General features: G+C 64.8%; 20 protein-coding genes and 1 pseudogene. 12 read left to right on the plus strand and 9 right to left on the minus strand.

The window, feature by feature from the left end:
* A complete protein-coding gene (locus EJA05_RS19150) occupies positions 1–774 on the minus strand; it encodes a class I SAM-dependent methyltransferase (RefSeq protein WP_125464846.1) in 774 nt (257 codons plus the stop codon).
* 85 nt (positions 775–859) lie between these two features.
* Here EJA05_RS19150 and gloB point away from each other — a divergent pair, with 85 nt between their 5' ends.
* The 11 genes and pseudogenes from gloB (at position 860) to EJA05_RS19210 (ending at position 15,057) form a co-directional block, all read left to right on the plus strand.
* Positions 860–1,639, plus strand: coding sequence for a hydroxyacylglutathione hydrolase (gene gloB, locus EJA05_RS19155; RefSeq protein ID WP_125859434.1), 780 nt, complete (start codon positions 860–862; stop codon positions 1,637–1,639).
* A 100-nt stretch (positions 1,640–1,739) separates the two neighbouring features.
* Positions 1,740–3,167 (plus strand): lytic transglycosylase domain-containing protein, encoded by a 1,428-nt coding sequence (locus tag EJA05_RS19160; RefSeq protein WP_125464848.1) that lies wholly within the window; start codon positions 1,740–1,742, stop codon positions 3,165–3,167.
* A 212-nt stretch (positions 3,168–3,379) separates the two neighbouring features.
* Entirely contained in the window at positions 3,380–5,212 is a 1,833-nt protein-coding gene (locus EJA05_RS19170) for an extracellular solute-binding protein (RefSeq protein ID WP_223811857.1), read from the plus strand.
* Positions 5,209–7,035: an extracellular solute-binding protein gene (locus tag EJA05_RS19175; RefSeq protein WP_125859436.1), complete on the plus strand. Its 1,827-nt coding sequence runs from the start codon at positions 5,209–5,211 to the stop codon at positions 7,033–7,035. Before EJA05_RS19170 ends, EJA05_RS19175 begins: the two co-directional genes overlap by 4 nt.
* Position 7,036: 1 nt before the next feature.
* Positions 7,037–8,110 (plus strand): microcin C ABC transporter permease YejB, encoded by a 1,074-nt coding sequence (locus EJA05_RS19180; RefSeq protein WP_125464850.1) that lies wholly within the window; start codon positions 7,037–7,039, stop codon positions 8,108–8,110.
* 1 nt (position 8,111) lies between these two features.
* On the plus strand, positions 8,112–9,131 hold the full coding sequence (locus EJA05_RS19185; RefSeq protein WP_125859437.1) for an ABC transporter permease: 1,020 nt from the start codon (positions 8,112–8,114) through the stop codon (positions 9,129–9,131).
* Between the two features lies 1 nt (position 9,132).
* Positions 9,133–10,743, plus strand: coding sequence for an ABC transporter ATP-binding protein (locus EJA05_RS19190; protein WP_125859438.1), 1,611 nt, complete (start codon positions 9,133–9,135; stop codon positions 10,741–10,743).
* A 489-nt stretch (positions 10,744–11,232) separates the two neighbouring features.
* The gene (locus EJA05_RS19195) at positions 11,233–11,481 is read left to right on the plus strand and encodes a hypothetical protein (protein ID WP_125463316.1); all 249 of its coding nucleotides are present in this window, start codon (positions 11,233–11,235) and stop codon (positions 11,479–11,481) included.
* Between the two features lie 154 nt (positions 11,482–11,635).
* Positions 11,636–11,905, plus strand: a complete 270-nt coding sequence (locus EJA05_RS19200) for a DUF3077 domain-containing protein (RefSeq protein ID WP_125463394.1) — start codon at positions 11,636–11,638, stop codon at positions 11,903–11,905.
* A gap of 228 nt (positions 11,906–12,133) precedes the next feature.
* Positions 12,134–13,161: pseudogene (locus EJA05_RS19205) on the plus strand (IS110 family RNA-guided transposase).
* Positions 13,162–14,004: 843 nt separating this feature from the next.
* Positions 14,005–15,057, plus strand: a complete 1,053-nt coding sequence (locus EJA05_RS19210; protein WP_125859439.1) for a DUF2235 domain-containing protein — start codon at positions 14,005–14,007, stop codon at positions 15,055–15,057.
* Between the two features lie 18 nt (positions 15,058–15,075).
* On the opposite strand, the gene EJA05_RS19215 is transcribed toward EJA05_RS19210, so the two are convergent.
* Positions 15,076–15,441, minus strand: coding sequence for a HEAT repeat domain-containing protein (locus EJA05_RS19215; RefSeq protein WP_125859440.1), 366 nt, complete (start codon positions 15,439–15,441; stop codon positions 15,076–15,078).
* 47 nt (positions 15,442–15,488) lie between these two features.
* Positions 15,489–16,406: a LysR family transcriptional regulator gene (locus tag EJA05_RS19220; protein ID WP_125859441.1), complete on the minus strand. Its 918-nt coding sequence runs from the start codon at positions 16,404–16,406 to the stop codon at positions 15,489–15,491.
* Between the two features lie 262 nt (positions 16,407–16,668).
* On the opposite strand from EJA05_RS19220, the gene lysA reads away from it, so the two are divergent.
* Positions 16,669–17,904 (plus strand): diaminopimelate decarboxylase, encoded by a 1,236-nt coding sequence (gene lysA, locus EJA05_RS19225; protein WP_125859442.1) that lies wholly within the window; start codon positions 16,669–16,671, stop codon positions 17,902–17,904.
* Positions 17,905–18,125: 221 nt separating this feature from the next.
* On the opposite strand, the gene EJA05_RS19235 is transcribed toward lysA, so the two are convergent.
* From EJA05_RS19235 to kdpF, 6 genes are all read right to left on the minus strand, one after another.
* Positions 18,126–18,824 (minus strand): response regulator, encoded by a 699-nt coding sequence (locus EJA05_RS19235; protein ID WP_125859444.1) that lies wholly within the window; start codon positions 18,822–18,824, stop codon positions 18,126–18,128.
* Positions 18,821–21,475: a sensor histidine kinase gene (locus tag EJA05_RS19240; RefSeq protein ID WP_125859445.1), complete on the minus strand. Its 2,655-nt coding sequence runs from the start codon at positions 21,473–21,475 to the stop codon at positions 18,821–18,823. Before EJA05_RS19240 ends, EJA05_RS19235 begins: the two co-directional genes overlap by 4 nt.
* A 134-nt stretch (positions 21,476–21,609) precedes the next feature.
* Positions 21,610–22,173 (minus strand): potassium-transporting ATPase subunit KdpC, encoded by a 564-nt coding sequence (gene kdpC, locus EJA05_RS19245; protein WP_125859446.1) that lies wholly within the window; start codon positions 22,171–22,173, stop codon positions 21,610–21,612.
* Positions 22,174–22,186: 13 nt separating this feature from the next.
* A complete protein-coding gene (gene kdpB / locus EJA05_RS19250) occupies positions 22,187–24,241 on the minus strand; it encodes a potassium-transporting ATPase subunit KdpB (protein WP_125859447.1) in 2,055 nt (684 codons plus the stop codon).
* A 10-nt stretch (positions 24,242–24,251) separates the two neighbouring features.
* Entirely contained in the window at positions 24,252–25,946 is a 1,695-nt protein-coding gene (gene kdpA, locus EJA05_RS19255) for a potassium-transporting ATPase subunit KdpA (RefSeq protein WP_125859448.1), read from the minus strand.
* A gap of 9 nt (positions 25,947–25,955) precedes the next feature.
* Entirely contained in the window at positions 25,956–26,045 is a 90-nt protein-coding gene (gene kdpF, locus EJA05_RS19260) for a K(+)-transporting ATPase subunit F (protein ID WP_033696222.1), read from the minus strand.
* Positions 26,046–26,066 lie beyond the last annotated feature (21 nt).

Raw genomic sequence — 26,066 nt, forward strand, 5'->3', positions numbered from 1 at the left:
TCAATGCTTTTCGATATCGGGGTTGCTGGCGTTGCGGTTGACCTTGGCCAGCGGCAGCGGCAAAAGCTTGCCCATGGGCTCGCGGCGCTCCTGACGAAGTGGCCGCAGGCCGACCATGATCTTGCGTGCCACCAGCAGGTAGACACCGCCACCGGCCGTCTGCCAGCCACCGGCAATGCGCTCCCAGCCAGCCAGGCGTTGCTGCCAGGCCGCCGAGGCAAGCGGCGGACGATAGCACCCGAAACGGCGTTTCTCCAGCGCGAAGCCCAGCAGGTTGAGCCAGTCGCCAACCCGCGACGGCGGGATGCAGCGCGCCTTGCGCAAGGCGCCGTGGCTGAAGAAATGGCGCATGCCCCAGCTGCTCCAGGGGTTGATACCGACGATAAGCAGATGGCCACCTGGGCGCACCGCACTGGCCGCTTCGCGCAGCAGGCCATGGGGCGACAGGCTGAAATCCAGGCCATGTTGCAACACCACCACGTCGGCGGCGTGCTCTGACAGCGGCCAGGCCTGCTCCTCGCAGACGATCTCGACCCCCGGCAGCGGCGCGCCCAAGCGCACGTTGCGCTGCACCTGCGGGGCATTGGGCGGGGCGTCGGCACCGGGACCGTAATGCACCAGATAACCGCCGAAGAAGCGGCCGAGCTCTTGTTCGAGCAGTTTCTGTTCTTCCTCGAGCATCAATTGCCCGAGCGGCCCGTTGAACCACTCGCGGGCCAGGCTGATCAGTTCAACCCACTCGGGGTCGGCCTGGGCGAAGGCTTGGTCGGTCATTGCGTTCTCCCTCGAAGGTTCTCCGGCCGCGCCATCGCGGCTAAGATGCCTTCAATGTCCCGGCTTGGCGATACGGATCCGCACCATGATACAGATCGATGCCCTACCCGCTTTCTCCGACAACTACATCTGGTTGTTACAGGATACTGCCAATCGCCGCTGCGCGGTGGTCGACCCCGGTGATGCCGGGCCGGTGCAGGCCTGGCTTGACGCCCACTCTGGTTGGGTACTGACGGACATCCTCGTCACCCACCACCATCACGACCACGTCGGCGGCGTCGAAGCGCTGAAAAAGGCTACCGGCGCCCGCGTCTGCGGCCCTGCCCACGAACGCATCCCGGCCCGCGACCTGGCCCTGGAAGACAACGCCAGCGTGCAGGTGCTGGGGCTCGACTTCGAGGTGCTGGCCATGCCCGGCCATACCCTTGGGCACATCGCCTATTACACTGCGCAACCGGCCACGCCGCTACTGTTCTGTGGCGACACCCTGTTCGCCGCCGGTTGCGGCCGCCTGTTCGAAGGCACCCCGGAGCAGATGCACCATTCATTGCAGCGCCTGGCCGCCCTGCCCGCTGCAACCCAGGTGTACTGCACCCACGAATACACCCTGAGCAACCTGCGCTTCGCCCGCGCCGTAGAGCCGCACAACCCGCACGTTCTGCAGCGGTTCGAAGACGTTACCCGGCTGCGCGCCGAAAATCGCATCAGCTTGCCCTCGACCATCGGCCTGGAACGTCAGACCAACCCTTTTTTGCGCACTGCTGAAACATCCGTTAAAGAAAAAGCAGACGAATGGAAGGGTCTTTCAAACCCCACCCAAGCCACTGTTTTTGCTGCCTTGAGGTCTTGGAAGGACGTGTTCTGATAACCCTAAGATATATCGCGACACAGGTACAAAGGTTGACCCGGCCGGGACCGGTTTCTAGAATCGCCGAAATTTTTTGCCCGGATAACTGTCCCAGCCGATGCCTTCCACTAGCCGCAGAACCTCTCATTCGGTCGCCCTGACGCGACTGGCCCAGATCAGTGCACTGGCGCTGGCCGCCACCCTGGTCGGCTGCCAGAGCACCCGTCAGCTCGACGAATCCGACAGCGTTCGCGCGCACAATTACCAGGCGCGGATCAAGCACAAGCCCGCCCCGCTGCTGGTCAAACCGAAGGAGCAGGCCCCGCAGGACGTGTGGGAGCGCATGCGCCAGGGCTTCGCCCTGCAGGACAACGTCGACGTCAACCCGCGCATCGAGCAGCAGCGCCTGTGGTTCGCCAGCAACCCGTCGTTCCTCGAGAACGCCGGCGAGCGTGGCAGCCTCTACCTGCACTACATCGTCGAGCGCCTGGAAGAGCGTGACATGCCGCTGGAGCTGGCCCTGCTGCCGGCCATCGAGAGCGCCTACAACCCGATGGCCTACTCCCGCGCGCACGCCGCCGGCATGTGGCAGTTCATCCCGTCCACCGGGCGCCACTTCAACCTGCGCCAGACCAACTTCTACGATGGCCGCCGCGACATCACCGCATCGACCAACGCCGCGCTGGATTACCTGAACCGCCTGCACGACATGTTCAACGGCGACTGGCTGCTGGCCCTGGCTGCCTACAACGCCGGCGAAGGCACCGTCAGCCGCGCCATCGAGCGCAACGAACGCCTTGGCCTGCCCACCGACTACTGGAACCTGCCGCTGCCGCAGGAAACCCGCGACTACGTGCCCAAGCTGCTGGCCCTGTCGCAGGTGGTCAACACCCCGCAAGCCTATGGCGTCAACCTCAACCCGATCGCCAACGAGCCCTACTTCGAAGCCGTCGCCATCAACGAACGCCTCGACCTGTCGCGGGTCGCCGCCTTCGCCGACATCGACGAGGACGAGCTGATCCAGCTCAACCCGGCGTTCAAGAAGCGCATGACCGTGGACGGCCCCAAGCAACTGCTGGTGCCCACCGCCAAAGCGCAGTTGCTGACCGATCGCATGTCCAACCTCAAGCCCGAGGAGCTGGTCAGCCTGCAGCCGAACAAGGCCGTGTTCAATGCTGCCCTGGCCGAGGCCAAGGCGCCGGCGGCGCGCAGCTACCGGGTCAAACGCGGCGATAACCTGGCCAGCATCGCCAAGGCCAACCGGGTGTCGGTCAAGCAGCTGCAGGGCTGGAACAAGCTGCGCGGCAACAGCCTCAAGGTCGGCCAGGTACTGGCCCTGCGTGGTGGCAGCGCACCGAGCGCCGCCGCCAACCGGGTCGCCGACTCGAAGCAGCGCTCCACCCAGTACAAGGTGCGCAAGGGCGACTCGTATTACCTGGTGGCCAAGCGCTTCAATGTCGAGATGCAGCACCTCAAGCGCTGGAACCCGCGCAGCGGCCATGCGCTCAAGCCAGGGCAAACGCTGACCGTTTACCTGGCGCGCTGAGCCACAACGTCGAAGCCCGCGCCCCACCCTGTGGGAGCGGGTTTACCCGCGAAGCAGGCTCTGCGGTGCGTGGCACCGGCTTGGCCGGTGTTCGCGGGTAAACCCGCTCCCACAGGGGACTTCATTTGCTCCAAGGGCGCCCTTTTTCCTGCCAAGACAAGCTGTTACTGTACCCCGACCAAAGCCCAACGCCTTCTGGATCGGATGCCGACTTGATACGTCCCCTCCTGCTGTCCCTCAGCCTGGCCTTGAGCTTCCCCGCCGTCGCGATGGTGAGCGAAAGCCACGGATACGCGCAGTTCGGCACGCTCAAGTACCCGGCCACCTTCACCCACTTCGACTGGGTCAACCCGCAAGCCCCTAAAGGCGGCACCTTGCGGGCCATGGCGTTCGGCACCTTCGACACGCTCAACCCCTATACCTTCAAGGGCTCGAGCCCGGTCACCACGCCCAACTTCCTGCAATACGGCATCAGCGAGCTCAACGAGCCACTGATGGTCGGCACCGGCATGTACGACCCCTCCGGCGACGAGCCCACTTCAAGCTATGGCCTGATCGCCCGCAGCGTCGAGTACAGCGAGGACCGCAGCTGGGTGGTGTTCAACCTGCGCCCCGAGGCACGTTTCCACGACGGCACGCCGATCACCTCGGCCGACGTCGCCTTCAGCTACCGCACCCTGCTCAAGGATGGCCACCCGATCTATCGCACCAACCTGCAGGAAGTGCAGCGCGTCGACATCCTCGGCCCCCTGCGCATCCGCTTCGTCTTCAAGCGCGCCGGCAACCCGCTGCTGATCCTGCGCCTGGGCGAGATGCCGGTACTGCCCAAGCATTACTGGCAAACGCGTGATTTCAAGGCCACCACCTTCGAGCCACCGCTGGGCAGCGGCCCGTACCGCATTAGCGAAGTGCAGCCTGGCCGGCGCCTGGTGTTCGAGCGGGTGAAGGACTACTGGGGCAAGGACCTGGCGGTCAACCGCGGCAAGTACAACTTCAAGCGCGTCGAATACGAGTTCTACCGCGACGCCACCGTGGCCTTCGAAGCGTTCAAGGCCGGCGAGTTCGACATCTATATCGAGCACCAGGCCAAGAACTGGGCCAACGGCTACAACTTCCCCGCCGTGCGCCGGGGCCAGGTGATCAAGGCGCAGATCCCGCACCAGATCCCCACGCAAACCCAGGGCCTGTTCATGAACAGCCGCCGCGCCACCTTCGCCGACCCTCGGGTACGCCAGGCGCTGGGCCTGATGCTGGACTTCGAGTGGACCAACCGCGCGCTGTTCAGCAGCGCCTACCGCCGCGCCACCAGCTACTACCCCAACAGCGAGTTCGCCGCCAGCGGCCTGCCCACCGGCAAGGAGTGGCTGCTGCTCAAGCCGTTCCGCGACCAACTGCCGGAAAAGCTGTTCACCGAGCCCTACCAGGTCAGCCACACCGATGGCCGTGGCATCAGCCGCCAGACCCTGCGCCAGGCCCTCGATTTGTTCGCCCAGGCCGGCTGGAAGCTCAACGGCCAGCGCCTGGTGGACAGCAAGGGCCAGCAGTTGCGCATGGAACTGTTGTTGGTGAACCCGAACCTCGAACGTATCCTGCAACCTTATGTCGAAAATCTGGCCAGCATCGGCGTCGATGCTCGCTTGCGCACCGTCGACCGCGCCCAGTACAAACAACGGCTCGACCAGTTCGATTTCGACATGATCCTGATGACCCTGAACCAGACCTTGAGCCCCGGCCTCGAACAGTGGCTGTACTTCCATTCAAGCCAGGCCGCGACCAAGGGCAGCAAGAACTATGCTGGCGTGAAGGACCCGGTGGTCGACCACCTGCTCGACACCCTGCTCGCCGCCCGCACCCGCGATGACCAGATCGCCGCCGCCCGGGCCCTGGACCGCGTGCTCTCATGGCAGTACTACATGATCCCCAACTGGTACCTGGACAACCATCGCCTGGCCTACCGCAACCGGCTGGCCTTCGTCACCACGCCGCCCTATACCCTCGGGCTGAACAGCTGGTGGATCAAGAAGACTTCGGAGAAAGCCAAATGACCCCGACCCTGCGCCTGGCCTGCAGCCTGCTGCTGGCCTGCCTCACGCTCCCGGCCATGGCCGCCCCGCAACACGCCCTGACCCTGTATGACGAAGCGCCGAAATACCCGGCCAACTTCAAGCACTTCGACTTCGTCAACCCGAATGCGCCCAAGGGCGGCACGTTCCGCCAGTCCAGCTTCGGCGGCTTCGACAGCCTCAACCCGTTCATCAACAAGGGCGTGCCCGCCGACAACGTCGGCAGCATCTACGACACCCTGATGCGCCAGAGCCTGGACGAACCCTTCACCGAGTACGGCCTGGTGGCCGGCAAGATCGAAAAAGCCCCAGACAACAGCTGGGTACGCTTCTACCTGCGCCCCGAAGCACGCTTCCACGACGGCCACCCGATGCGCGCCGAGGACGTGGTGTTCACCTTCAACGCCCTGATCAAGGACGGCGCGCCGCTGTACCGCCAGTACTACGCCGACGTCGCCGAGGTGGTTGCCGAAGACCCGCTCAAGGTGCTGTTCAAGTTCAAGCACACCAACAACCGCGAGCTGCCGCTGATCCTCGGCCAGCTGCCGGTGCTGCCCAAGCACTGGTATGAAAACCGCGACTTCAACCGCGGCAACCTGGAAATCCCCTTGGGCAGCGGCCCCTACAAGGTCGCCGACGTGAAGGCCGGCCGCTCGATCCGCTACGAGCGGGTCAAGGACTACTGGGCCAAGGACCTGCCGATCAACCGCGGCTTCTACAACTTCGACGTGATGACCTTCGACTCCTACCGCGACAACACCGTCGCCCTCGAAGCGCTCAAGGCCGGCCAGTTCGACTACGGCCTGGAAGTCAGTGCGAAGAACTGGGCCACCGCCTACGACGTGCCCGCCGTGCGTGATGGCCGGTTGATCAAGGAAGAGCTGCCCAACGGCACCCCCGTCGGCATGCAAGGCTTTATCTTCAACCTGCGCAAGCCGGTGTTCCAGGATGTGCGGGTGCGCCAGGCGCTGAGCCTGCTGCTGGACTTCGAGTGGACCAACAAGCAGCTGTTCAACGGCGCCTACCTGCGCACCGGTAGCTATTTCGAGAACTCGGACATGGCCGCCCAGGGCCTGCCCTCCCCGGCCGAACTGAAAATCCTCGAACCGCTGCGCGGCAAAGTCCCCGAACAAGTGTTCAGCGAGGTCTTCCACAACCCCGTCACCGACGGCAGCGGCATGATCCGCGAGCAGCAGCGCCAGGCCTACAAGCTGCTGCAGGAGGCCGGCTGGAAAATCGTCGACGACAAGATGGTCGACAAGGACGGCAAGCCGCTGGTCATTGAGTTCCTGCTGGCCCAGACCCAGTTCGAGCGCATCCTGCTGCCGTTCAAGCGCAACCTCGCCGACCTCGGCATCGAGCTGAACATCCGCCGCGTCGACGTTTCGCAGTACATCAACCGCCTGCGCTCGCGCGACTACGACATGATCGTCGGCGGCTTCTCGCAATCCAATTCGCCCGGCAACGAGCAGCGCGAGTACTGGTCCAGCGCCGCCGCCGACAACCCCGGCAGCCGCAACTTCATCGGCCTGCGCGACCCGGCCATCGACCAGCTGGTGGAGCAGTTGATCAACGCCGATTCGCGCCAGAGCCTGATCGACCACACCCGCGCCCTCGACCGCGTGTTGCTGTGGGGCTACTACGTGATCCCCAACTGGCACATCAAGACCTGGCGCGTGGCCTACTGGAACCACATCGGCCACCCGCAGGTACCGCCCAAGTACGACATCGGCATCGACACCTGGTGGATCAAGCCAGGCGTCACCCCCGCCGTGACCGACGCCCCTGCGGATGAGGCCAACTGACATGCTGGCCTATATCCTGCGTCGCCTGCTGCTGATCATCCCCACCCTGTTCGGCATCCTGATCATCAACTTCATCATCGTCCAGGCCGCCCCCGGCGGCCCGGTCGAGCAGATGATCGCCAAGCTCGAAGGCTTCGAAGGCGCCACCAGCCGTATCGCCGGCGGCGGCGCCGAAGTGTCGGTGGCCGGCTCCAACTACCGCGGCGCGCAAGGCCTGGACCCGGCCCTGATCGCCGAGATCGAGCGCATGTACGGCTTCGACAAGTCCGCCCCCGAACGGCTGTGGATCATGGTCAAGAACTACGCCCAGCTCGACTTCGGCAACAGCTTCTTCCGCGACGCCAAGGTCATCGACCTGATCATCGAGAAGATGCCCGTGTCGATCTCCCTGGGCCTGTGGAGCACGCTGATCATGTACCTGGTGTCGATCCCGCTGGGGATCGCCAAGGCGGTGCGCCACGGCAGCCATTTCGACGTGTGGACCAGCTCGGCCATCGTCGTCGGCTACGCCATTCCCGCGTTCCTGTTCGCCATCCTGCTGATCGTGCTGTTCGCCGGCGGCAGCTACTTCGACTGGTTCCCGCTGCGCGGCCTTACCTCCAACAACTTCGACGAGCTGTCCACCACTGGCAAGGTCCTGGACTACTTCTGGCACCTGGTGCTGCCCATCACCGCGCTGGTGATCGGCAACTTCGCCACCATGACCCTGCTGACCAAGAACAGCTTCCTCGACGAGATCAACAAGCAGTACGTAGTCACCGCCAAGGCCAAAGGCCTGAGCCGCACCCGCGTGCTGTACGGCCACGTGTTCCGCAACGCCATGCTGCTGGTGATCGCCGGTTTCCCCTCGGCGTTCATCGGCATCTTCTTCACCGGCTCGCTGTTGATCGAGGTGATCTTCAGCCTCGACGGCCTGGGCCTGATGAGCTTCGAGGCGGCCATCAACCGCGACTACCCGGTGGTGTTCGGCACCCTGTTCATCTTCACCCTGCTGGGGCTGTTGGTGAAACTGATCGGCGACCTCACCTACACCCTGGTCGATCCGCGTATCGACTTCGCCAGCCGGGAGCACTGACATGGCCCTCTCCCCCCTCAATCGTCGGCGCTTCGAGCGCTTCAAGGCCAACCGCCGCGGCTGGTGGTCGCTGTGGATCTTCGTGGTGCTGTTCGGCCTGAGCCTGGGCGCCGAGCTGATCGCCAACGACAAACCAGTAGCGGTGCGCTACGACGGGCAGTGGTACTTCCCGGCCTTCAAGCGCTACCCCGAGACCACCTTCGGCGGCGAGTTCCCGCTGGAGGCCAACTACAAGAGCCCGTACATCCGCGAGCTGCTGGCCAAGAAAGACGCCTTCGTGCTGTGGGCACCGATCCCGTTCAGCTACCAGAGCATCAACTACGACCTCAAGGTGCCCGCCCCCGCGCCGCCCTCGGCCGACAACCTGCTGGGCACCGACGACCAGGGCCGCGACGTGCTCGCCCGGGTGATCTATGGCTTTCGCATCTCGGTGCTGTTCGCCCTGACCCTGACCCTGGCCAGCTCCGTCGTCGGCGTCATCGCCGGCGCCCTGCAGGGTTTCTATGGCGGCTGGGTCGACCTGGCCGGCCAGCGCTTCCTGGAGATCTGGTCCGGCCTGCCGGTGCTGTACCTGCTGATCATCCTCGCCAGCTTCGTGCAGCCCAACTTCTGGTGGCTGCTGGGCATCATGTTGCTGTTCTCGTGGATGAGCCTGGTGGACGTGGTGCGCGCCGAGTTCCTGCGCGGCCGCAACCTCGAGTACGTCCGCGCCGCCCGCGCCTTAGGGATGCGCAACGGCCCGATCATGTACCGGCACATCCTGCCCAACGCCATGATCTCGACCATGACCTTCATGCCGTTCATCCTCACCGGCGCCATCGGCACCCTCACTGCCCTGGACTTCCTCGGCTTCGGCCTGCCCGCCGGCTCGCCGTCGCTGGGCGAGCTGGTGGCCCAGGGCAAGTCCAACCTGCAAGCGCCGTGGCTGGGCATCAGCGCCTTCGCCGTGCTGGCGGTGATGCTGAGCCTGCTGGTGTTCATCGGCGAGTCCGCCCGCGATGCCTTCGACCCAAGGAAATGACATGAGCCAAGACACCCTGATCGAAGTGCGCGACCTGGCCGTGGAGTTCGTTACCGGCGACCAGGTCAACCGCGTAGTCGATGGCATCAGCTTCGACATCCGCAAAGGCGAAACCTTGGCCCTGGTCGGCGAGAGCGGCTCGGGCAAGTCCGTCACCGCCCACTCGATCCTGCGCCTGCTGCCCTACCCCCTGGCCCGGCACCCGTCCGGCAGCATCCAGTACGACGGCAAGGACCTGCTGCACCTGGGCGAAAAGCCCATGCAGCGCATCCGCGGCGACCGGATCGCGATGATCTTCCAGGAGCCGATGACCTCGCTGAACCCCCTGCACAGCATCGAAAAGCAGATCAACGAAATCCTCCTGCTGCACAAAGGCCTCACCGGCAAGCAAGCCACCGCCCGCACCCTGGAGTTGCTGGAACTGGTCGGCATCCCCGAGCCGCGCAAGCGCTTGAAGGCCCTGCCCCACGAGCTGTCCGGCGGCCAGCGCCAGCGCGTGATGATCGCCATGGCCCTGGCCAACGAACCCGAACTGCTGATTGCCGACGAGCCCACCACGGCGCTCGACGTGACCGTGCAGTTGAAGATCCTCGACCTGCTCAAGGAGCTGCAGGCGCGCTTAGGGATGGCCCTGCTGCTGATCAGCCACGACCTCAACCTGGTACGCCGCATCGCCAACCGCGTGTGCGTGATGCAATGCGGCAAGATCGTCGAGCAGGCCGACTGCGCCACACTGTTCAGCAAGCCGCAGCACCCGTATACGCAGATGCTGATCAATGCCGAACCCAGCGGCGCGCCGGCAGCGAACGCCGAAGGGGCGCCGTTGCTGGAGGTGAAGGACTTGAAGGTGTGGTTCCCGATCAAGAAGGGGCTGCTGCGCCGCACCGTGGACCATGTGAAGGCCGTGGATGGGGTGAACTTCAGCCTGCCCCAGGGGCAGACCCTGGGGATTGTTGGCGAGAGTGGATCCGGCAAGTCCACACTGGGCCTGGCCATCTTGCGGTTGATCTCCAGCCAGGGCGGTATTCGCTTCCACGGGCAGAACCTGGAAGGGTTGAACCAGAAGGAAGTGCGGCCGCTGCGCCGGGAAATGCAGGTGGTGTTCCAGGACCCCTTTGGCAGCCTGAGCCCGCGCATGTGCGTGGCGGATATCGTTGGCGAGGGGTTACGGATTCACAAGATCGGCACGCCAGCCGAGCAGGAAGCGGCGATTGTGGCGGCGCTGGAGGAAGTGGGGCTGGATCCGCGGACGCGGCATCGGTATCCCCATGAGTTTTCTGGGGGGCAGCGGCAGCGGATTGCGATTGCTCGGGCGTTGGTGTTGAAGCCGGCGCTGATTTTGCTGGATGAGCCGACCTCGGCGCTGGATCGGACGGTGCAGCGGCAGGTGGTGGAATTACTTCGGAATTTGCAGGTTAAGTACAACCTGACGTACCTGTTTATCAGTCACGACTTGGCGGTGGTCAAGGCGTTGAGTCATCAGTTGATGGTGATCAAGCATGGGCAGGTGGTGGAACAAGGGGATGCGGGGGCGATCTTTAATGAGCCCAAGCATGGGTATACGCGGCAGTTGTTGGAGGCGGCGTTTTTGGGCACAACATCGATTGCCTGAAACCGGCCCCTTTCATCCAAATAGCTCGCGCGATTCCTGTGGGAGCGGCTTTAGCCGCGAACACCGGCGTAGCCGGTGCCAGTCACCGCGTCGCTTGCTTCGCGGCTAAAGCCGCTCCCACAAAAAATCGCGTTAACCGGGCCGGCCAATATCAGTGCAATATCTGCAACTGCTGACTTTGCTACCCGTCACGAAAAATCAGATTAAAGCCCTTACTTGTAGTCCATTTCCCAAACATACTCCTGCCGCCTTTTTTCCGTTGCGGTCGCTTTGGCAGCCCCCTAGTCTCGGCGAGTCGCTGAGTTTAGCGATCGACTTTGACAGGTCGCGACGGTACATGGCTACAGCTCTCCTTTATGGCAGCTGTACGTGCGGGCACGCTTGCGTGCGCCGGAACTTGCTATGTCCGCCGGTCTGTCAACCCACGTACAGCTGCCACCCTTCTGTTTGACAGCAGTCAGGTGACCGCATCTTTAAAAGGACGTAGTCATGCTGAAGATTGTTCCGGACCCACCCCACAACCATCACTCCCTCGAAGACACCCTCGTCCAGGCCACAGAGTACGCCCTGTGCGCACAGGCCGTGGCGCATCAGGCCATTTCGGTCCAGCAGCCCAAGTCCCCCGCGTCGCTTCTGATCATGGCGTTGATGCATGAGATCGAGGCGCTGCGGGTGCTGCTCGAGTCGGCGTTGATTCAGGTGCAGATGCCGCAGCTGGAGCGCCGGGCGTTCCACTAGGCCGGTAGGCGTGTTTTGCCTGGACTGGCCTCATCGCCGGCAAGCCGGCTCCCACAGGGATTGGCTTTGCCCTAGCACCGGTGCCGTAACTGTGGCGTTGGGTTGCCAGCGATAGGGGTCGTCCGGGCATCGATCATTTCAGGGAGAGTGAGCAATGAACACAGACGACACCACGCCCCGCACCACTGCGGGCAAAACCAAGTTCTACCAAGGCGAAGGGATGACCGCCCCGCTGTTCTGCATCGAGCCCGGCATCCCCTGCCAGCATGCGCGGGATCAGGCTTCGGAGCTGATGGGCTGCGTGCGCGACCTGACCATTGCCGGGATCATGGAGGAGAAGCCGCAACTGCTGTGGGCGTCGTATTACCTGAGCGCGCTGGCCAAGGCGCTGATGGATGATGCGGAGTTGGGGATGAAGCACTGAGGGGTGGATTACCTGGGCTGGATTCCACATCTGTTTAGGCTGCGGCACTCCTGTGAGACAGGCGCAGCAGCATCCGCGCGCACCACGATACCGCGTCATGCCAACAAGGCGGACAGCGATGACCTCACAGGCATGACTGGCCCGAAACAAATAATGAAATGGCTACCCCCGCCTCACCCTGTGTGAGCCCCTAAGCTTTCACAGGGTGCCTATTCGGAGTGCAACGCCATGAACACTGTCGCCATCGTCGCCATCGACTTGGGAAAGCTGAGCTTCCATGTCCACGCGCAGAATGATCGGGGTCATGAGCTTTATCACCGCAAGTTCAACCGTGAAACGCTCATGCGCCACCTTGCCAATCTTGCACCGTGCACCGTGGCGATGGAGGCCTGCGGCGGCTCTCATTTCATGGCCCGAGAGCTCACGAGGCTGGGCCATACGCCCAAGCTCATTCCTGCCCAGTTCGTTCGCCCTTACGTGAAGAGCAACAAGAACGACTTCGCCGATGCTGCCGCAATTGGCGAGGCGGCAACTCGTGACCAAATGCGCTTCGTGCAGCCCAAAACGGAAGCCCAGCAGGCGTTGGCGATGCTCAACTCACTGCGTGACAGCTTCATCAGGGACCGTACCGCCACCATGAACCGCATCCACGCGTATTTGCTGGAGGTCGGGATCAGTTTGCCGCCCAGCTTCAAAGCGGTCCGTGAACTCCCCATCGTACTGGACGACAGCACTTTCCTCACCGCTGATCAAAAAGCTGCTGCTGGACCTGCACACCCACTTCAGCTACCTCGACGATCGGGTCAAAGCGCTGGACAAAGAAGTGCATGGCCAGGCCGCTAGCGATGATCTCGCTTCTCGTTTGATGTCGATACCTTGTATTGGCCCGATCACCGCTACCGCCCTGGCTGCGGAACTGGGGGACGGCAAGCAGTTCCGTTGTGGGCGAGATTACTCAGCTTCCGTAGGCCTGGTTCCCAGGCAACATACGACGGGTGGCAAGCCTTGCCTGGGGGCGAATCAGCAAGCGCGGAGATGGCAATCAACGACGACTGCTGATCCAGTGCGCGAGGGTCTATTTGATGGGACTGGAGCGCCAATCCGGCAAGTTGGCGGACTGGGTGCGTGGTTTGCTACGCGCTCACCACCCTAACCTGGTGGTGTGCGCTGTCGCCAACAAACTGGCCCGCATCGCCTGGGCCATCACCGCACATCACAGCGAATTTGATGCAGGGGCAAGCGCGATGAGCGCTTGACCCTGCGGACACACGAGTTGTAACCACCTGGTTTTGCGATGCTGCACACAGATGACGTGAACGGTACACCGGCCTGGCGATCAACCTGAGCTCCCACTCGGCTTCAGAAGCCGAACAAATATTAAGGCTCGTCGGGCGCGACTTTCATCGAGGCGCGGGACTGACCTCCCACACGACGCCGTATAGATTGACGCAAACCAAACTCACGCACATCTCGCTACAGTATTGCAGAAATGGGGGTAACCATAGATGTGGGAGCTGGCTTGCCAGCGATGCGCCGCGCGGGCGGCGCTCGATCTTGAGAGCGCTGCAAAATTCCCGGCAAGCACCTGGTGGCCCTCCCCCCAATACCCTGACATGCACATAGCGGCCATTACCGAATGCTGACTCAACAAAACCAGCGGTGTAATTCCCAAGCGCCTGTCTTGGGGTCGCATGTGGGCCACTAGGTGCTTGGCGGCAGGTTTGCAGCGCCTATGAAATCGAGCGCCGCCCGCGCGGCGCATCGCGGCACAAGGCCGCTCCATCTGTTTCGGGCCAGTCACTCCTGTGAGGTCACCGCTGTCCGCCTTGTTGGCACGACGCGGTATCGCGGTGCGCGCTGATGCCGCTGCGCCTGTCTTGTGTCATGCGACATTCCCACGCCATAACCTCCACGGCACCCCAACAAATGTACGGCTACAGTGATCGCTGAGAACAGCACCTGCAAATGGCCCGGGGAGCATGTGTCAGCGCACCACCCGCTGTAACTTGCGCTGCACCCTGCACGAAATACCCGTTACTCACGCCCATGCCCAGTGCGGTTCAAAGCCCAGGCCGCACAGTGGCAAAGGAGAACGGACAATGCCCAAGAAAATCATCATCTCGTTTGACGGCACCTGGAACACACCGGATGTGAAGTCCGAAATCAAAGGCAGTAAAAGCACCAACGTGTGGAAGTTGCACGCAGCCCTGCTCCCACGCGACAAGGACAACACCGTCCAGCACAAATGGTACGACCAAGGTGTTGGTACCGACTGGTACGACCGCATCAGCGGGGGTGCCTTCGGGGTGGGGCTTTCAGAAAAGATCCTCGACGGCTATCGCCACCTGGCAAGCACCTACGAACCGGGTGACCTGGTCCATATCTTCGGCTTCAGCCGGGGCGCCTACACGGCGCGCAGCCTGGTGGGCCTGATCCGTAACGCAGGGCTGCTCAAGCCCGAACACCTCGACCTGACCCGTGAGGCCTATGGCCTGTACCGCACCCGCGACGAAGGCGCCGACTCGGATAGCGCGCAACTGTTTCGCAGCAACTTCTCACGCACCATCACCATCCACATGCTGGGTATATGGGATACCGTCGGCGCGCTGGGCGTGCCGCTTGAGTCCTTCGACTGGTTCAACAAGTCGTACTACGAATTCCATGACACCGAACTGAGTTCGATCGTCCACAACGCCTTCCACGCGCTGGCCATTGATGAGTGGCGCAAGAACTACCAGTGCACCCTGTGGGACCCGAAGAGCAAACCCAACCAGCGTGTGGAGCAAGTCTGGTTCTGCGGTGCCCACGCCAATATCGGCGGTGGCTACCCGGACAACAGCCTCTCGGATATCGCCCTGACGTGGATGATCAACAAGGCGGTCGAATGTGGCCTCGCAGTCGACACCAGCAAGCTCCCCAGCCTGCCCACCACGACACTGCCGATCACCAACTCCTACAAGCAGTTCCTCGGCGGTGCCTACAGCCAGTTCAATCCGCCCTACTACCGGGATATCGGGCAAACGCTGTTTGGCCGGGAGGCCATCGACCCAAGCGTCGAGGACCGGCTCAAGCACGAGCCTGAATACAAGCCGAAGAATACGGTTGGCCCGAATTTGGTCGGCAGCTTCACGCCGGTCGGGAAGGTCAGGTAGTAGGGTTCGATGGCGTCTCTACTTGAGGGGCCAACGAGCCAGCCCTTCTTCTCCATAAGCCTGGATGTCCGGGTCGGCACTGCTCGCCATGTGTTCAAGCACTGCGCGGGATTGCAGGGTGCCGATCCGCGCCAGCGCATACGCGCACTTGCGCTGGAACTCCTGCAGGTTGCCCCAGCGCACCAGGCTGGCGAACGGAATGTTCACCGCCTGCGCAATGGCAGGTACCGCCGTCGCATCGCCGAGCAGCCCGAGTTCGAACACGATGTCTTCGTGTCGCTCATGGGTTTCCTCCAGCAATAACCGGGTGAGGGTCGACACAGAATCTGGAAGGGGTTCGAGATCCCCCAGGGATTTTGCCGTCGTGGGCTGTGATCCGTTCATTGCGCTTCCTTGTGGATGGACAAAGCTGCCCCGGATTCTACCGTCACCTAAGCCCTGCTACCGCCAAGCGCCGCTGTCATTTCCCCTGCCTGCTCACGCAACGCCTGGCAAAACGGCTCCACAACCGCCGACGTCGGCCGGTGCTCAGGTTGGATCAGCATCACCCGATACGGCACCGAGATACTCAACCGCCGAATCGGTAACCCACCCTGCCCCGCCTCCAGCCCACTCAAAGGGTTGATGATCGCCACCCCCAGCCCCTGCCGGACCATGGCACACACCGAGGCCGCGCTGGTGGTTTCGATCACCGTGCGCCGGTTCACCCCGGCGGCGCGAAAGTGCTGGTCGAGCTGCTGGCGGTAAGTATCCAGGCTGGCCAGGTTGATGAAGTCGACCTCGTCGAAATCGCTCAGCTCGAGAACGGCTTTGGCCTGCAATGGGTGCCCCTGGGGCAGCACGCAAACCATGTCGGCGCTGAACAGCAACTCGCCCACCGCGCCACGCGGTACCTGCTCGACTTCGGTCAGGCCAAGGTCGTGCTGCTGGGCGACCAGCGATTCCTCCAACAGCGGCGACTCCTGGGCGGTGATGCTCACGCTCACGCCCCGGTGTTGCTGATGGAAGCGCTGGCAGGCCCTGGGCAGCAGGGTTTGCGAGAACAGCGGCAGGCAGGTAATGGCCAGCCGGCCTTGCTCGAAGTTGCGGATGGCCTGGGCAAAGCGGTCGATGCGTTCCAGGCCGACGAAGGCGCGCTCGACCTCGTCTATCAGCAGCAGGGCCTGGGCGGTGGGCGCCAGGCGCCCGCCTTCGCGGTCGAACAGGTTCAGGCCGGTGACCTGCTCCATGCGCGCCAGCTCACGGCTGACGGTGGGCTGCGAAGTGAACAGCAGCCGGGCGGCGCCGGTGACGCTGCCGGCGGCCATGATGGCGCGGAACACTTCGATGTGGCGGACGGAGAGTTTCATGGGGGTACACAGCCTGAAGTATGAACGCGGCGTCGTGGGAGCGGGCTTGCCCCGCGATGCAAGCAACGCGGTGCATGGCACCGGCCATGCCGGTGATCGCGGGGCAAGCCCGCTCCCACGCACATGCACATGCACATGCACATGCACATGCACATGCACATGCACATGCATATCAAATATGAATAGACTAAATAAAAATAGCTATTTTTGTGAATCAATCAACTCCTTCAAGATCGGTGCATCCATTACAAGGAACACCACCATGAGCACCCCTTCCACCCTCCTGGCCGACGCCGTCCGCCAACACGGCTCGCCCCTGTGGGCCTACGACGCGCAAACCATCGGCCAGCGCATCGACCAGCTGCTGCAGCACTTCGACACCGTCCGTTTCGCACAAAAGGCCAACCCCAACCTGCACGTCCTGCGCCTGATCCGCGAACGCGGCCTGGTGCTCGATGCGGTCTCGCTGGGTGAAATGGAACGTGCCTTCGCTGCGGGTGCGCAGGTAACTGGCGAACCGGCCGGGGTGGTGCTGACCTGCGACGTGCTGGACCAGCCGACCCTGGCGCGGGTGGTCGAGACCGGTATCGAAGTGAACGCCGGTTCCATCGACATGCTCCGCCAACTGGGCGAACGCTCCCCTGGGCACCGGGTGTGGCTGCGCATCAACCCAGGCTTCGGCCACGGCCACAGCCGCAAGACCAACACCGGCGGTGAAAACAGCAAGCACGGTATCTGGCACGAGCAACTGCCCGAAGCGCTGGCCTGCGTGAAGCAGCACGGCCTGCACCTGGTGGGCGTGCACATGCACATCGGCTCGGGGGTGGATTACCAGCACCTGGAGCAGGTGGCCGGGGCCATGGTCGGGCTGATCGGCCAACTGGGCATGGACATCGAAGCCTTCTCCATCGGCGGCGGGCTGTCCACGCCTTACCGCCAGGACGACCAGCCGGTGGACCTGCAGTGCTATGCCCGCACCTGGGCACTGGCGCGGGCGGAGATCGAAGCGATGCTCGGCCACCCCGTACGCATGGAGATCGAACCGGGGCGCTTCCTGGTGGCGGAGTCGGGCTACCTGGTGGCCGAGGTGCGCGCCGTCAAGCAGATGGGCAACAACCACTACATCCTGGTGGACGCCGGCTTCAACGACCTGATGCGCCCTGCGATGTATGGCGCTTATCACCGCATGAGCCTGTTCGATGCCGTGGGGCGGCCCGTCAATCGCCCGCTGCAACCGACCGTGGTGGCCGGGCCGCTGTGCGAGTCCGGGGATGTGTTTACCCAGGACGATCAGGAGCTGACGCCCCAGGTACTGCCGCAAGCCAAGGTCGGTGACCTGCTGGTGATTCACGATGCCGGGGCCTACGGCGCGTCCATGTCGTCGAACTACAACAGCCGGCCGCTGTTGCCGGAGCTTCTGATCGAGCAGGGTCAGATGCGCATGATCCGCCGGCGGCAGACTGTGCAGGAACTGCTGGCGCTGGAGCTGGGTGTCTAACACTCAGTAGCGCGATACGTGCTGATATGAACATCGTGGGAGAAACTGTCTTGTGGGTTATCCAAAAACCGACGCGATTCCTGTGGGAGCGGGTTTACCCGCGAAGATGACACCTCGGTGCCTGGCACGGGCTATGCCCGTGTTCGCGGGTAAACCCGCTCCCACAGGGAACGCGCAGCTGTTTGAATGACGAGCAAGACAGTTACCCCCACGTGTCCTCGCTACGGCTGCGCTGGCGCCACCAACCGATACCCCACCCCCGCCTCGGTAATGATGAACCGTGGCGCGGTCGGATCATCCCCCAGCTTCTGGCGCAGGTGCCCCACCACAATCCGCAGGTAATGCGTGTCGTCGGTGTGGGTCGGCCCCCAGATATCCTTGAGCAGCTGCTGCTGGGTAATCACCCGCCCAGGGTGCCCGGCCAACTGCGCCAGCAAGGCGTATTCCTTGCGCGTCAGCGCCACCTCCAGCCCCTCCAGCGTCACCTTGCGAAAGGCAAAATCCACCACCAGCGGCCCAAAGCTGGCCGTCGAAGTTGCACTGCCCACCTGCGGCGCCTGGCGCAGCAACGCGCGCACCCGGGCGAGGAATTCCTGGATGCCGAACGGCTTGGTCACATAGTCGTTGGCACCACCATCCAGCGCATCGACCTTCTGCACTTCACTGGCGCGCACCGACAGTACCATCACCGGCACCGTGCTCCATTCGCGCAGCTCACGCAGCACTTGCTGGCCGTCCATGTCCGGCAGGCCGAGGTCGAGCACCACCAGGTCAGGCTTGCTCAAGGCGGCCTGGGCCAGGCCTTCACTGCCGGTACCGGCTTCAATCACCTTGTAGCCCTGGGACGCCAGGCTGATGCGCAGGAACTTGCGGATCTGCGGTTCGTCGTCGATCACCAGCAGGGTGGCGGCTTGGCTCATGGGGCTTCACTTTCGCTATCGGGTTGGGTGGGCAGCGGCAAGCATAGTGTGATGCAGGTGCCGTGGCCATCGAGGCCCTCGCCCACCAGGATGCGCCCGCCGTGGGCGCCGATCATGCCCTGGCAGATCGCCAGGCCCAGCCCGGTGCCCTGCCCGCCGCGGTCGCCGCGGGCGGCGGTGTAGAACATGTCGAAGATCTTTTCGCGCTCGTCCTCGGGGATGCCGGGGCCCTGGTCGCTGACGGCGAAGCACAGTTGCTCGTCCTGCACCTTCACCTGCAAGTCGAGCCGCCCTTGTGGCGGCGAGAAACGCGCGGCGTTTTCCAGCACGTTCACCAGCGCCTGCTCGATCAGCGCGGCATGCACGAACAGCAGCGGCAGCTCGCCGGGCACATCGGTGTGCACGCGCAGCGGCGCCAGCACCACGCGCAGGCGGTTGAGGGCGCTGCCGACGATATCGGCGGGGGCCACCCAGTCGCGGGCGAGCTTGAGGCTGCCGTGGCCGAGGCGGGTCATGTCCAGCAGGTTCTGGATATAGCGGTCCAGGCGCTCGGCTTCGTCGCGGGTGCCTTCGAGCAACTCGCGGCGGTCGTCCGGGGGGATGGCGTCGCCCAGCGCCAGCAGGCTGTCGATGCTGCCGCGCATGGACGTGAGCGGGGTGCGCAGGTCGTGGGACACCGAGGCGAGCAAGGCGCTGCGCAGTTGCTCGGTTTCGCCGTGCAGGCGCGCGGCCTCCAGTTGCTCGCCCAGGCGGGCGCGGGCCAGGGCCTGGGCCAGGGGCTGCGCCAGGGCCATCAACAGGCGGCGGCGCTGGGCAGCCATGGGTTCGCCGTTGCGCGGGCGCACGCCGAGCAAGGCCAGGGGTTGCTCCTCCACGGCCAGCGGCCACCACCACCAACGGCCGTGGGGCAAGGTGTCGCTGCCGAAACCTGCGGCCTGGCCGTGCTGCCAGGCCCATTCGGCAGCGGCGCGTTCGTTGTCGGTGAAGGCCGGGGCATCGCCGCTGGCGACTTGCAGCAGGCCGTCGACGCTGCGTTCGAGCAGGCACACCTGTACGTCCTGCCAGCCGTTCAGGTGCTGGCCGGCGGCGCTGAACACGGCCTGGCGATCGGTGGCCACGGTCAGCCGGCGCGACAGGTCGAGCAACTGGTTGGTCTGCGCCTGGGTTTCGCGCAGGGCCTGCAACTGGCGGCGCTGGCGGGCGGCGAGGTTGCCGGTGAGCGCCGCCATCAACAGGAAGAACACCAGGGTCAGGACGTCTTCTTCGCGCTGGATGCTGAACGAGAAGTTCGGCGGGATGAACAGGAAGTCGTAGGCGAGGAACGACAGCACTGCGCAGGCCAACGCCGGGCCGAGGCTGCTGCGCACCGCCACCAGCAGCACGGCGGCGAGGAACACCAGCGAGATATTGGGCAGCGCCAGCACGCTGGACACCGCCCACGACAGGCCGGCGGCCAGCACCGTGGCCAGCAGCGCCAGCAGGTAGTGGCGCCACACCCACACGCGCTTGGCCGCCGCGCTGGCCGGTTGTGGCTGGGCGTCGCGGTCGAGCACGTTGATTTCCAGACCATGGCTTTCGCGCAGCAGGCGCGCCGCCACGCCGGCACCGAAGAAGCGGCGGCGCAGCAGGTCGCGGGACTGGCCCACCAGCACCAGGCTGGCGCGGCGTTCGGCAGCGTGCTGGATCAGCGTGCGGGCCACCTCCCCTGCCCTGAGCAGCACCACTTCACCGCCCAACCGTTCGGCCAGTTGCTGGGCGGCCTGCAGGCGATGACGGGCGGTTTCGTCGCGCAGGCGGCCGTTGTCGACGTGCACCACGCTCCACGGCAAATGGCGGCGTTGCGCAACGCGGCTGGCATGGCGCACCAGGCGTTCGGCCTGGTCGTCGCCGTCGATGCCGACCAGCAGCCGGCCGCGCAGGGCCGGCGCTTCCTGGCCGCGCTGGCGGTAGCCGCTGGCCAGGTCGGCATCTACCTGGGCGGCGGCGGTCTGCATCGCCAGCTCGCGCAGGGCGGTGAGGTTGGTCTGGGAGAAATAGGCGTCGATGGCAGCGCGAGCCTGCTCGGGCACATAGACCTTGCCCTCGCGCAGGCGCTCCAGCAGTTCGCGCGGCGGCAGGTCGATCAGCACCAGTTCGAAGGCTTCCTGCAGCACCCAGTCGGGCAGGGTTTCGCGCACCTGCACGCCAGTGATGTCGCGAACCTTGTCGTTGAGGCTTTCCAGGTGCTGGACGTTGACCGTGGTGTACACGTCGATACCGGCGGCCAGCAGCTCCTGCACGTCCTGCCAGCGCTTGGCGTGGCGGCTGCCGGGGGCGTTGCTGTGGGCCAGCTCGTCGACCAGTACCAGCGGGGGCTTGGCCTTGAGCAGGCCGTCGAGGTCCATTTCTTCGAGCAGCACGCCACGGTATTCGCTGCGCAGCAACGGTTGCTGGAGCAGGCCGCCGAGCAGGGCCTCGGTTTCGGCGCGACCGTGGGTTTCGACCACCCCGGCCACCACCTGCACGCCTTGGCGCTGCTGGGCGTGGGCGGCCTGGAGCATGGCGAAGGTCTTGCCGACCCCAGGCGCGGCGCCGAGGAATACCTTGAGCCTGCCCCGGCCTTCGCGGGGCAGGCCGGCCAACAGCGCGTCGGCGCGGGTGGGGTTGCTCATGTTTGATCCTTCACAAATTGCGAATGTGGGCCTGCTGCGCAGGCCTTCGCGGGTAAACCCGCTCCCACAGGGGAGGCGGCGCTATCCCTGTGGGAGCAGGTTTACCCGCGAAGGGCCGCAAAGCGGCCCCTTTGTCAGTGCTGGTTAACAGGTGCCAAACGCTCAAGCGCCTGGTTCAGCGCCAGCACATTGACCACCGGCGGCCCGACCAATGGGCGAAGGGTGGCGTCATTCACCAGCACTTGCAAGCGCTCCACCGGCACCTGCCGCGCCGCCGCCACTCGCGCCAGCTGGTAGGCGATGGCTTGCGGCGGCAGGTGCGGGTCCAGGCCGCTGCCGGAGGTGGTCAGCAGCGCCAAGGGCACCGGCCCTTGCTGCGCCTGGTATTGCGCGGCGGCCTCGCCCTTGACCCGCTCGGCCAGTGCCGGGTTGCTTGGCGACAGGTTGCTCGCGCTGCTGGCCACGGTGGCATACGCCCCCGCCGAAGGCCGCGACTGGAACCAGCCGTCGCCCTTGAACTCCTGGGCGATCAGCGCCGAGCCGCGCACTTCACCTTTGTCATCGCGCACCAGGCTGCCATTGGCCTGGTCGGGGAACGCCACCTGGGCAATCCCGGTCACCGCCAGCGGGTACAAGGCGCCAGTGACCACGGTCATCAGCAGGATCAGGCTCAAGGCCGGGCGTACATAAGCAGTCATGTCAGTCTCTCCTTCAAACCAGGTGCAAGGCGTTGAGCAGCAGGTCGATCAGCTTGATCCCGGCGAACGGCACGAGGATGCCGCCCAGGCCATAGATCAGCAGGTTGCGCCGCAGCAGGTGGGCGGCGCTGGCGGCCTGCACACGCACCCCGCGCAGGGCCAGGGGGATCAGCACGATGATGATCAGCGCGTTGAACACGATGGCCGAGAGGATCGCGCTCTGCGGGCTGGCCAGCTGCATCAGGTTGAGCACGCCCAGTTGCGGGTAGATGGCGGCGAACAGCGCCGGCAGGATGGCGAAATACTTGGCCACGTCGTTGGCAATGGAAAAGGTGGTCAGCGCGCCACGGGTGACCAGCAGCTCCTTGCCCACCTGCACCACGTCCAGCAGCTTGGTCGGGTCGCTGTCGAGGTCGACCATATTGGCGGCCTCGCGGGCGGCCTGGGTGCCGTCGTTCATGGCCATGCCCACGTCAGCCTGGGCCAGGGCTGGCGCGTCGTTGGCGCCGTCGCCGCACATGGCCACCAGGCGGCCGTCGTTCTGCTCCTGGCGAATGCGCGCCAGCTTCTTCTCCGGGGTGGCTTCGGCGAGCACGTCATCCACGCCGGCCTCGGCGGCAATGGCCGCGGCGGTCAGCGGGTTGTCGCCGGTGACCATCACGGTACGGATGCCCAGCTTGCGCAGCTCGGCGAAGCGCTCACGGATGCCGGGCTTGACCACGTCCTTGAGGTGGATCACGCCGAGCAGGCGCTTGTCGACGCACACCAGCAGCGGTGTGCCGCCGCTCTGGGCAATGCGCTCCACTTCACGGGCCAGGGGCACCGGCATTTCCAGGCGCTGCATGCCGACGAAGGCCAGCACCGCATCGACGGCGCCCTTGCGGTAGCGGTGCTGCTGGAAGTCGATGCCCGACAGGCGCGTCTCGGCGCTGAAGGCAATGGCCTGGTACTGGCTGCTCGAGGGTTCATCGAAATCATGCAACTGGCGCAGGTACTCGACGATGGATTTGCCTTCGGCAGTGTCGTCGGCCAGCGAGGCGAGCAAGGCACCCTCCCCCAGTTCCTTGGCGGTCACGCCCGAGGCGGCGTGCAGGGCGCTGCAGCGACGGTTGCCGAAGGTGATGGTGCCGGTCTTGTCGAGCATCAGCGTGTGCACGTCGCCGGCCGCCTCCACTGCGCGGCCGGAGCGGGCGATCACGTTCAGGCGCACCAGGCGGTCCATGCCGGCGATGCCGATGGCCGACAGCAGGCCACCGATGGTGGTGGGGATCAGCGTCACCAGCAAGGCGGCGAGGAAGATCAGCGACAGGCTGCCGCCGGCGAAGCGGGCAAACGGCTGCAGGGTCACCACCACGATCAGGAAGATCAGGGTGAGGCCGATCAGCAGGATGTCCAGGGCGATCTCGTTGGGGGTTTTCTGGCGCTTGGCGCCTTCGACCAGGGCGATCATGCGGTCCAGGGTCGATTCGCCAGGGTTGCTGGAGATGCGGATCAGCAGCCAGTCGGAGACCAGCCGGGTGTTGCCGGTGACGGCCGAGCGGTCGCCGCCGGACTCGCGGATCACCGGCGCGGACTCGCCGGTGATGGCGGCCTCGTTGACCGCGGCGATGCCTTCGAGCACCTCGCCGTCACCGGGGATCATCTCGCCGGCCACCACGCGCACCACATCGTCCTTGCGCAGCTGGCTGGCAGCGACGGTCTCAAAGCTGCCGTCGCTCTTGCGCCGCTGCGCGGTCAGGCCCTGGCTGCCGGCCTTGAGGCTGTCGGCGCGGGCCTTGCCACGGCCCTCGGCGAGGGCTTCGGCAAAGTTGGCGAACAGCACGGTGAACCACAGCCATACGCTGATCTGCACCGCCACGCCGGTGCTCACGCCGCTTTCGGGGGCGAAGCACAGCACCGTGGTGAGCAGCGCAGTGAGGGCCACCACCAGCATCACCGGCGAGCGTTTGAGCTGGCGCGGGTCGAGCTTGACGAAGGCCTGCAGCAGCGCCGGGCGCCACAGCGCGGCGAAGCGGGTCTGGTCCTTGGCGCTGCGTTGCGCCTTCACGTCAGGAATGGGCATGTTCATCAATGATTCCTCAGAAACCCAGGCTCAGGTGTTCGGCGATCGGCCCCAGGGCCAAGGTCGGCAGGAAGGTCAGGCCACCGACCAGCAGGATGGTCACCAGCAGCAGCGTGGTGAACAGCGGGCCGTGGGTGGGGAAGCTGTTCAGCCCCTGCGGTGCGCTCTTCTTTGCCGCCAGGCTGCCGGCCAGGGCCAGCACCGGCAGGATGTAGCCGAAGCGGCCGATCAGCATGGCCAGGGCGATCATCACGTTGTGGTAGGGGGTGTTGGCGCCGAAGCCGGCGAAGGCCGAGCCGTTGTTGGCGGTGCCGGAGGTGTAGGCGTACAGCAACTGGCTGAAGCCGTGGGCACCGGGGTTGCTCACCGCGCCGGCCGGGCCTGGCAGGCTGGCGGCGATGGCGCCGAGCACCAGCACGCCGACCGGCATCACCAGCAGGGTCGCCACCAGCAGTTGCACTTCACGGGCCTGCAGCTTCTTGCCCAGGTACTCCGGGGTGCGGCCGATCATCAGGCCGGCCAAAAACACCGCGATCAGCACGAACAGCAGCATGCCGTACAGGCCTGCGCCGACGCCGCCGAAGATCACCTCGCCGACCATCATGTTGACCATCGCCACCATGCCGGTCAGCGGGTTGAGGCTGTCGTGCATGGCGTTGACCGAGCCGTTGGAGGCGGCGGTGGTGGTGACCGTCCACAGCACCGAGCCGGTGGTGCCGAAGCGGCTCTCCTTGCCTTCCAGCGGCGCGCTCTGTTGCACCTGGGTACTCTCCAAGGCCGGGTTGGGCTGGTACTCCGACCACAGCGCGGTGCCGCCGCCGATCAGGAACAGCGCCAGCATGCAGGCGATGATCGCGCGGCTTTGGCGCAAGTCCTTGACGTAGTGGCCGAAGGTGAACACCAGCGCCACCGGGATCAGGATGATCGAGGCCACCTCGAACAGGTTGCTCCAGGCCGTGGGGTTCTCGAACGGGTGCGCCGAGTTGACGCCGAAGAAGCCGCCGCCGTTGGTGCCCAGCTGCTTGATGGCGATCTGGCTGGCGGCCGGGCCGAGCGGGATGGTCTGGTCGGCCCCCTGCAGGGTGACGGCGTGGGCGTAGTCGGCGAAGGTCTGCGGCACGCCCTGCCACACCAGCAGCAGCGCCAGCACGAGGCACAGTGGCAGCAGGCCGTAGAGGGTGGCGCGGGTCAGGTCGACCCAGAAGTTGCCCAGGGTGGTGGTCGAGCGGCGGGCGATACCACGGCACAGGGCGACCAGCACGGCCAGGCCGGTGGCGGCGCTGACGAAGTTCTGCACGGTCAGGCCGAGCATCTGGCTCAGGTAGCTGACCGAGGCCTCACCGCTGTAGGACTGCCAGTTGGTGTTGGTCATGAAGCTGACCGCTGTGTTGAACGCCAACGACCACTCCTGGCCCGGCAGGTGCTGCGGGTTGAGCGGCAGGCTGCCTTGCAGCAGCAGGACGGCGAACAGCAGCCCGAAGCCGGCCAGGTTGAAGGCCAGCAGGGCCAAGGTGTACTGCTTCCAGTTGTGCTCTTGCCCGGCGTTGACCCCAGCCAGGCGATAGCAGCCCCGCTCCACCGGGCCGAGCACCGGCGTGAGCCAGGTGCGCTGGCCTTCCATCACCTTGAAGTAGAAACGACCAAGCCAGGGTGCCGGTAGCAGCACGATGGCGAAGAACGCCAGCAGTAGCAGGTAATCGTAACTGTGCATGGCCGCCCCTTAGCTGCGATCGGCGCGCAGCAGCGCCACCAGCAGGTAAACCGCCAACGCCACTGCCAACAGCAGTGACAGCCCATCGAGCATGTACATGAGCCCATCTCCCTTGATGCG

The organism is Pseudomonas oryziphila, from assembly GCF_003940825.1.
Lineage (GTDB): Bacteria > Pseudomonadota > Gammaproteobacteria > Pseudomonadales > Pseudomonadaceae > Aquipseudomonas > Aquipseudomonas sichuanensis.

Coding starts and splice junctions, on each gene's coding strand:
- EJA05_RS19150 (WP_125464846.1), bottom strand. CDS start 774: ATGACCGACCAAGCCTTCGCCCAGGCCGACCCCGAGTGGGTTGAACTG.
- gloB (WP_125859434.1), top strand. CDS start 860: ATGATACAGATCGATGCCCTACCCGCTTTCTCCGACAACTACATCTGG.
- EJA05_RS19160 (WP_125464848.1), top strand. CDS start 1,740: ATGCCTTCCACTAGCCGCAGAACCTCTCATTCGGTCGCCCTGACGCGA.
- EJA05_RS19175 (WP_125859436.1), top strand. CDS start 5,209: ATGACCCCGACCCTGCGCCTGGCCTGCAGCCTGCTGCTGGCCTGCCTC.
- EJA05_RS19180 (WP_125464850.1), top strand. CDS start 7,037: ATGCTGGCCTATATCCTGCGTCGCCTGCTGCTGATCATCCCCACCCTG.
- EJA05_RS19185 (WP_125859437.1), top strand. CDS start 8,112: ATGGCCCTCTCCCCCCTCAATCGTCGGCGCTTCGAGCGCTTCAAGGCC.
- EJA05_RS19190 (WP_125859438.1), top strand. CDS start 9,133: ATGAGCCAAGACACCCTGATCGAAGTGCGCGACCTGGCCGTGGAGTTC.
- EJA05_RS19195 (WP_125463316.1), top strand. CDS start 11,233: ATGCTGAAGATTGTTCCGGACCCACCCCACAACCATCACTCCCTCGAA.
- EJA05_RS19200 (WP_125463394.1), top strand. CDS start 11,636: ATGAACACAGACGACACCACGCCCCGCACCACTGCGGGCAAAACCAAG.
- EJA05_RS19210 (WP_125859439.1), top strand. CDS start 14,005: ATGCCCAAGAAAATCATCATCTCGTTTGACGGCACCTGGAACACACCG.
- EJA05_RS19215 (WP_125859440.1), bottom strand. CDS start 15,441: ATGAACGGATCACAGCCCACGACGGCAAAATCCCTGGGGGATCTCGAA.
- EJA05_RS19220 (WP_125859441.1), bottom strand. CDS start 16,406: ATGAAACTCTCCGTCCGCCACATCGAAGTGTTCCGCGCCATCATGGCC.
- lysA (WP_125859442.1), top strand. CDS start 16,669: ATGAGCACCCCTTCCACCCTCCTGGCCGACGCCGTCCGCCAACACGGC.
- EJA05_RS19235 (WP_125859444.1), bottom strand. CDS start 18,824: ATGAGCCAAGCCGCCACCCTGCTGGTGATCGACGACGAACCGCAGATC.
- EJA05_RS19240 (WP_125859445.1), bottom strand. CDS start 21,475: ATGAGCAACCCCACCCGCGCCGACGCGCTGTTGGCCGGCCTGCCCCGC.
- kdpC (WP_125859446.1), bottom strand. CDS start 22,173: ATGACTGCTTATGTACGCCCGGCCTTGAGCCTGATCCTGCTGATGACC.
- kdpB (WP_125859447.1), bottom strand. CDS start 24,241: ATGAACATGCCCATTCCTGACGTGAAGGCGCAACGCAGCGCCAAGGAC.
- kdpA (WP_125859448.1), bottom strand. CDS start 25,946: ATGCACAGTTACGATTACCTGCTACTGCTGGCGTTCTTCGCCATCGTG.
- kdpF (WP_033696222.1), bottom strand. CDS start 26,045: ATGTACATGCTCGATGGGCTGTCACTGCTGTTGGCAGTGGCGTTGGCG.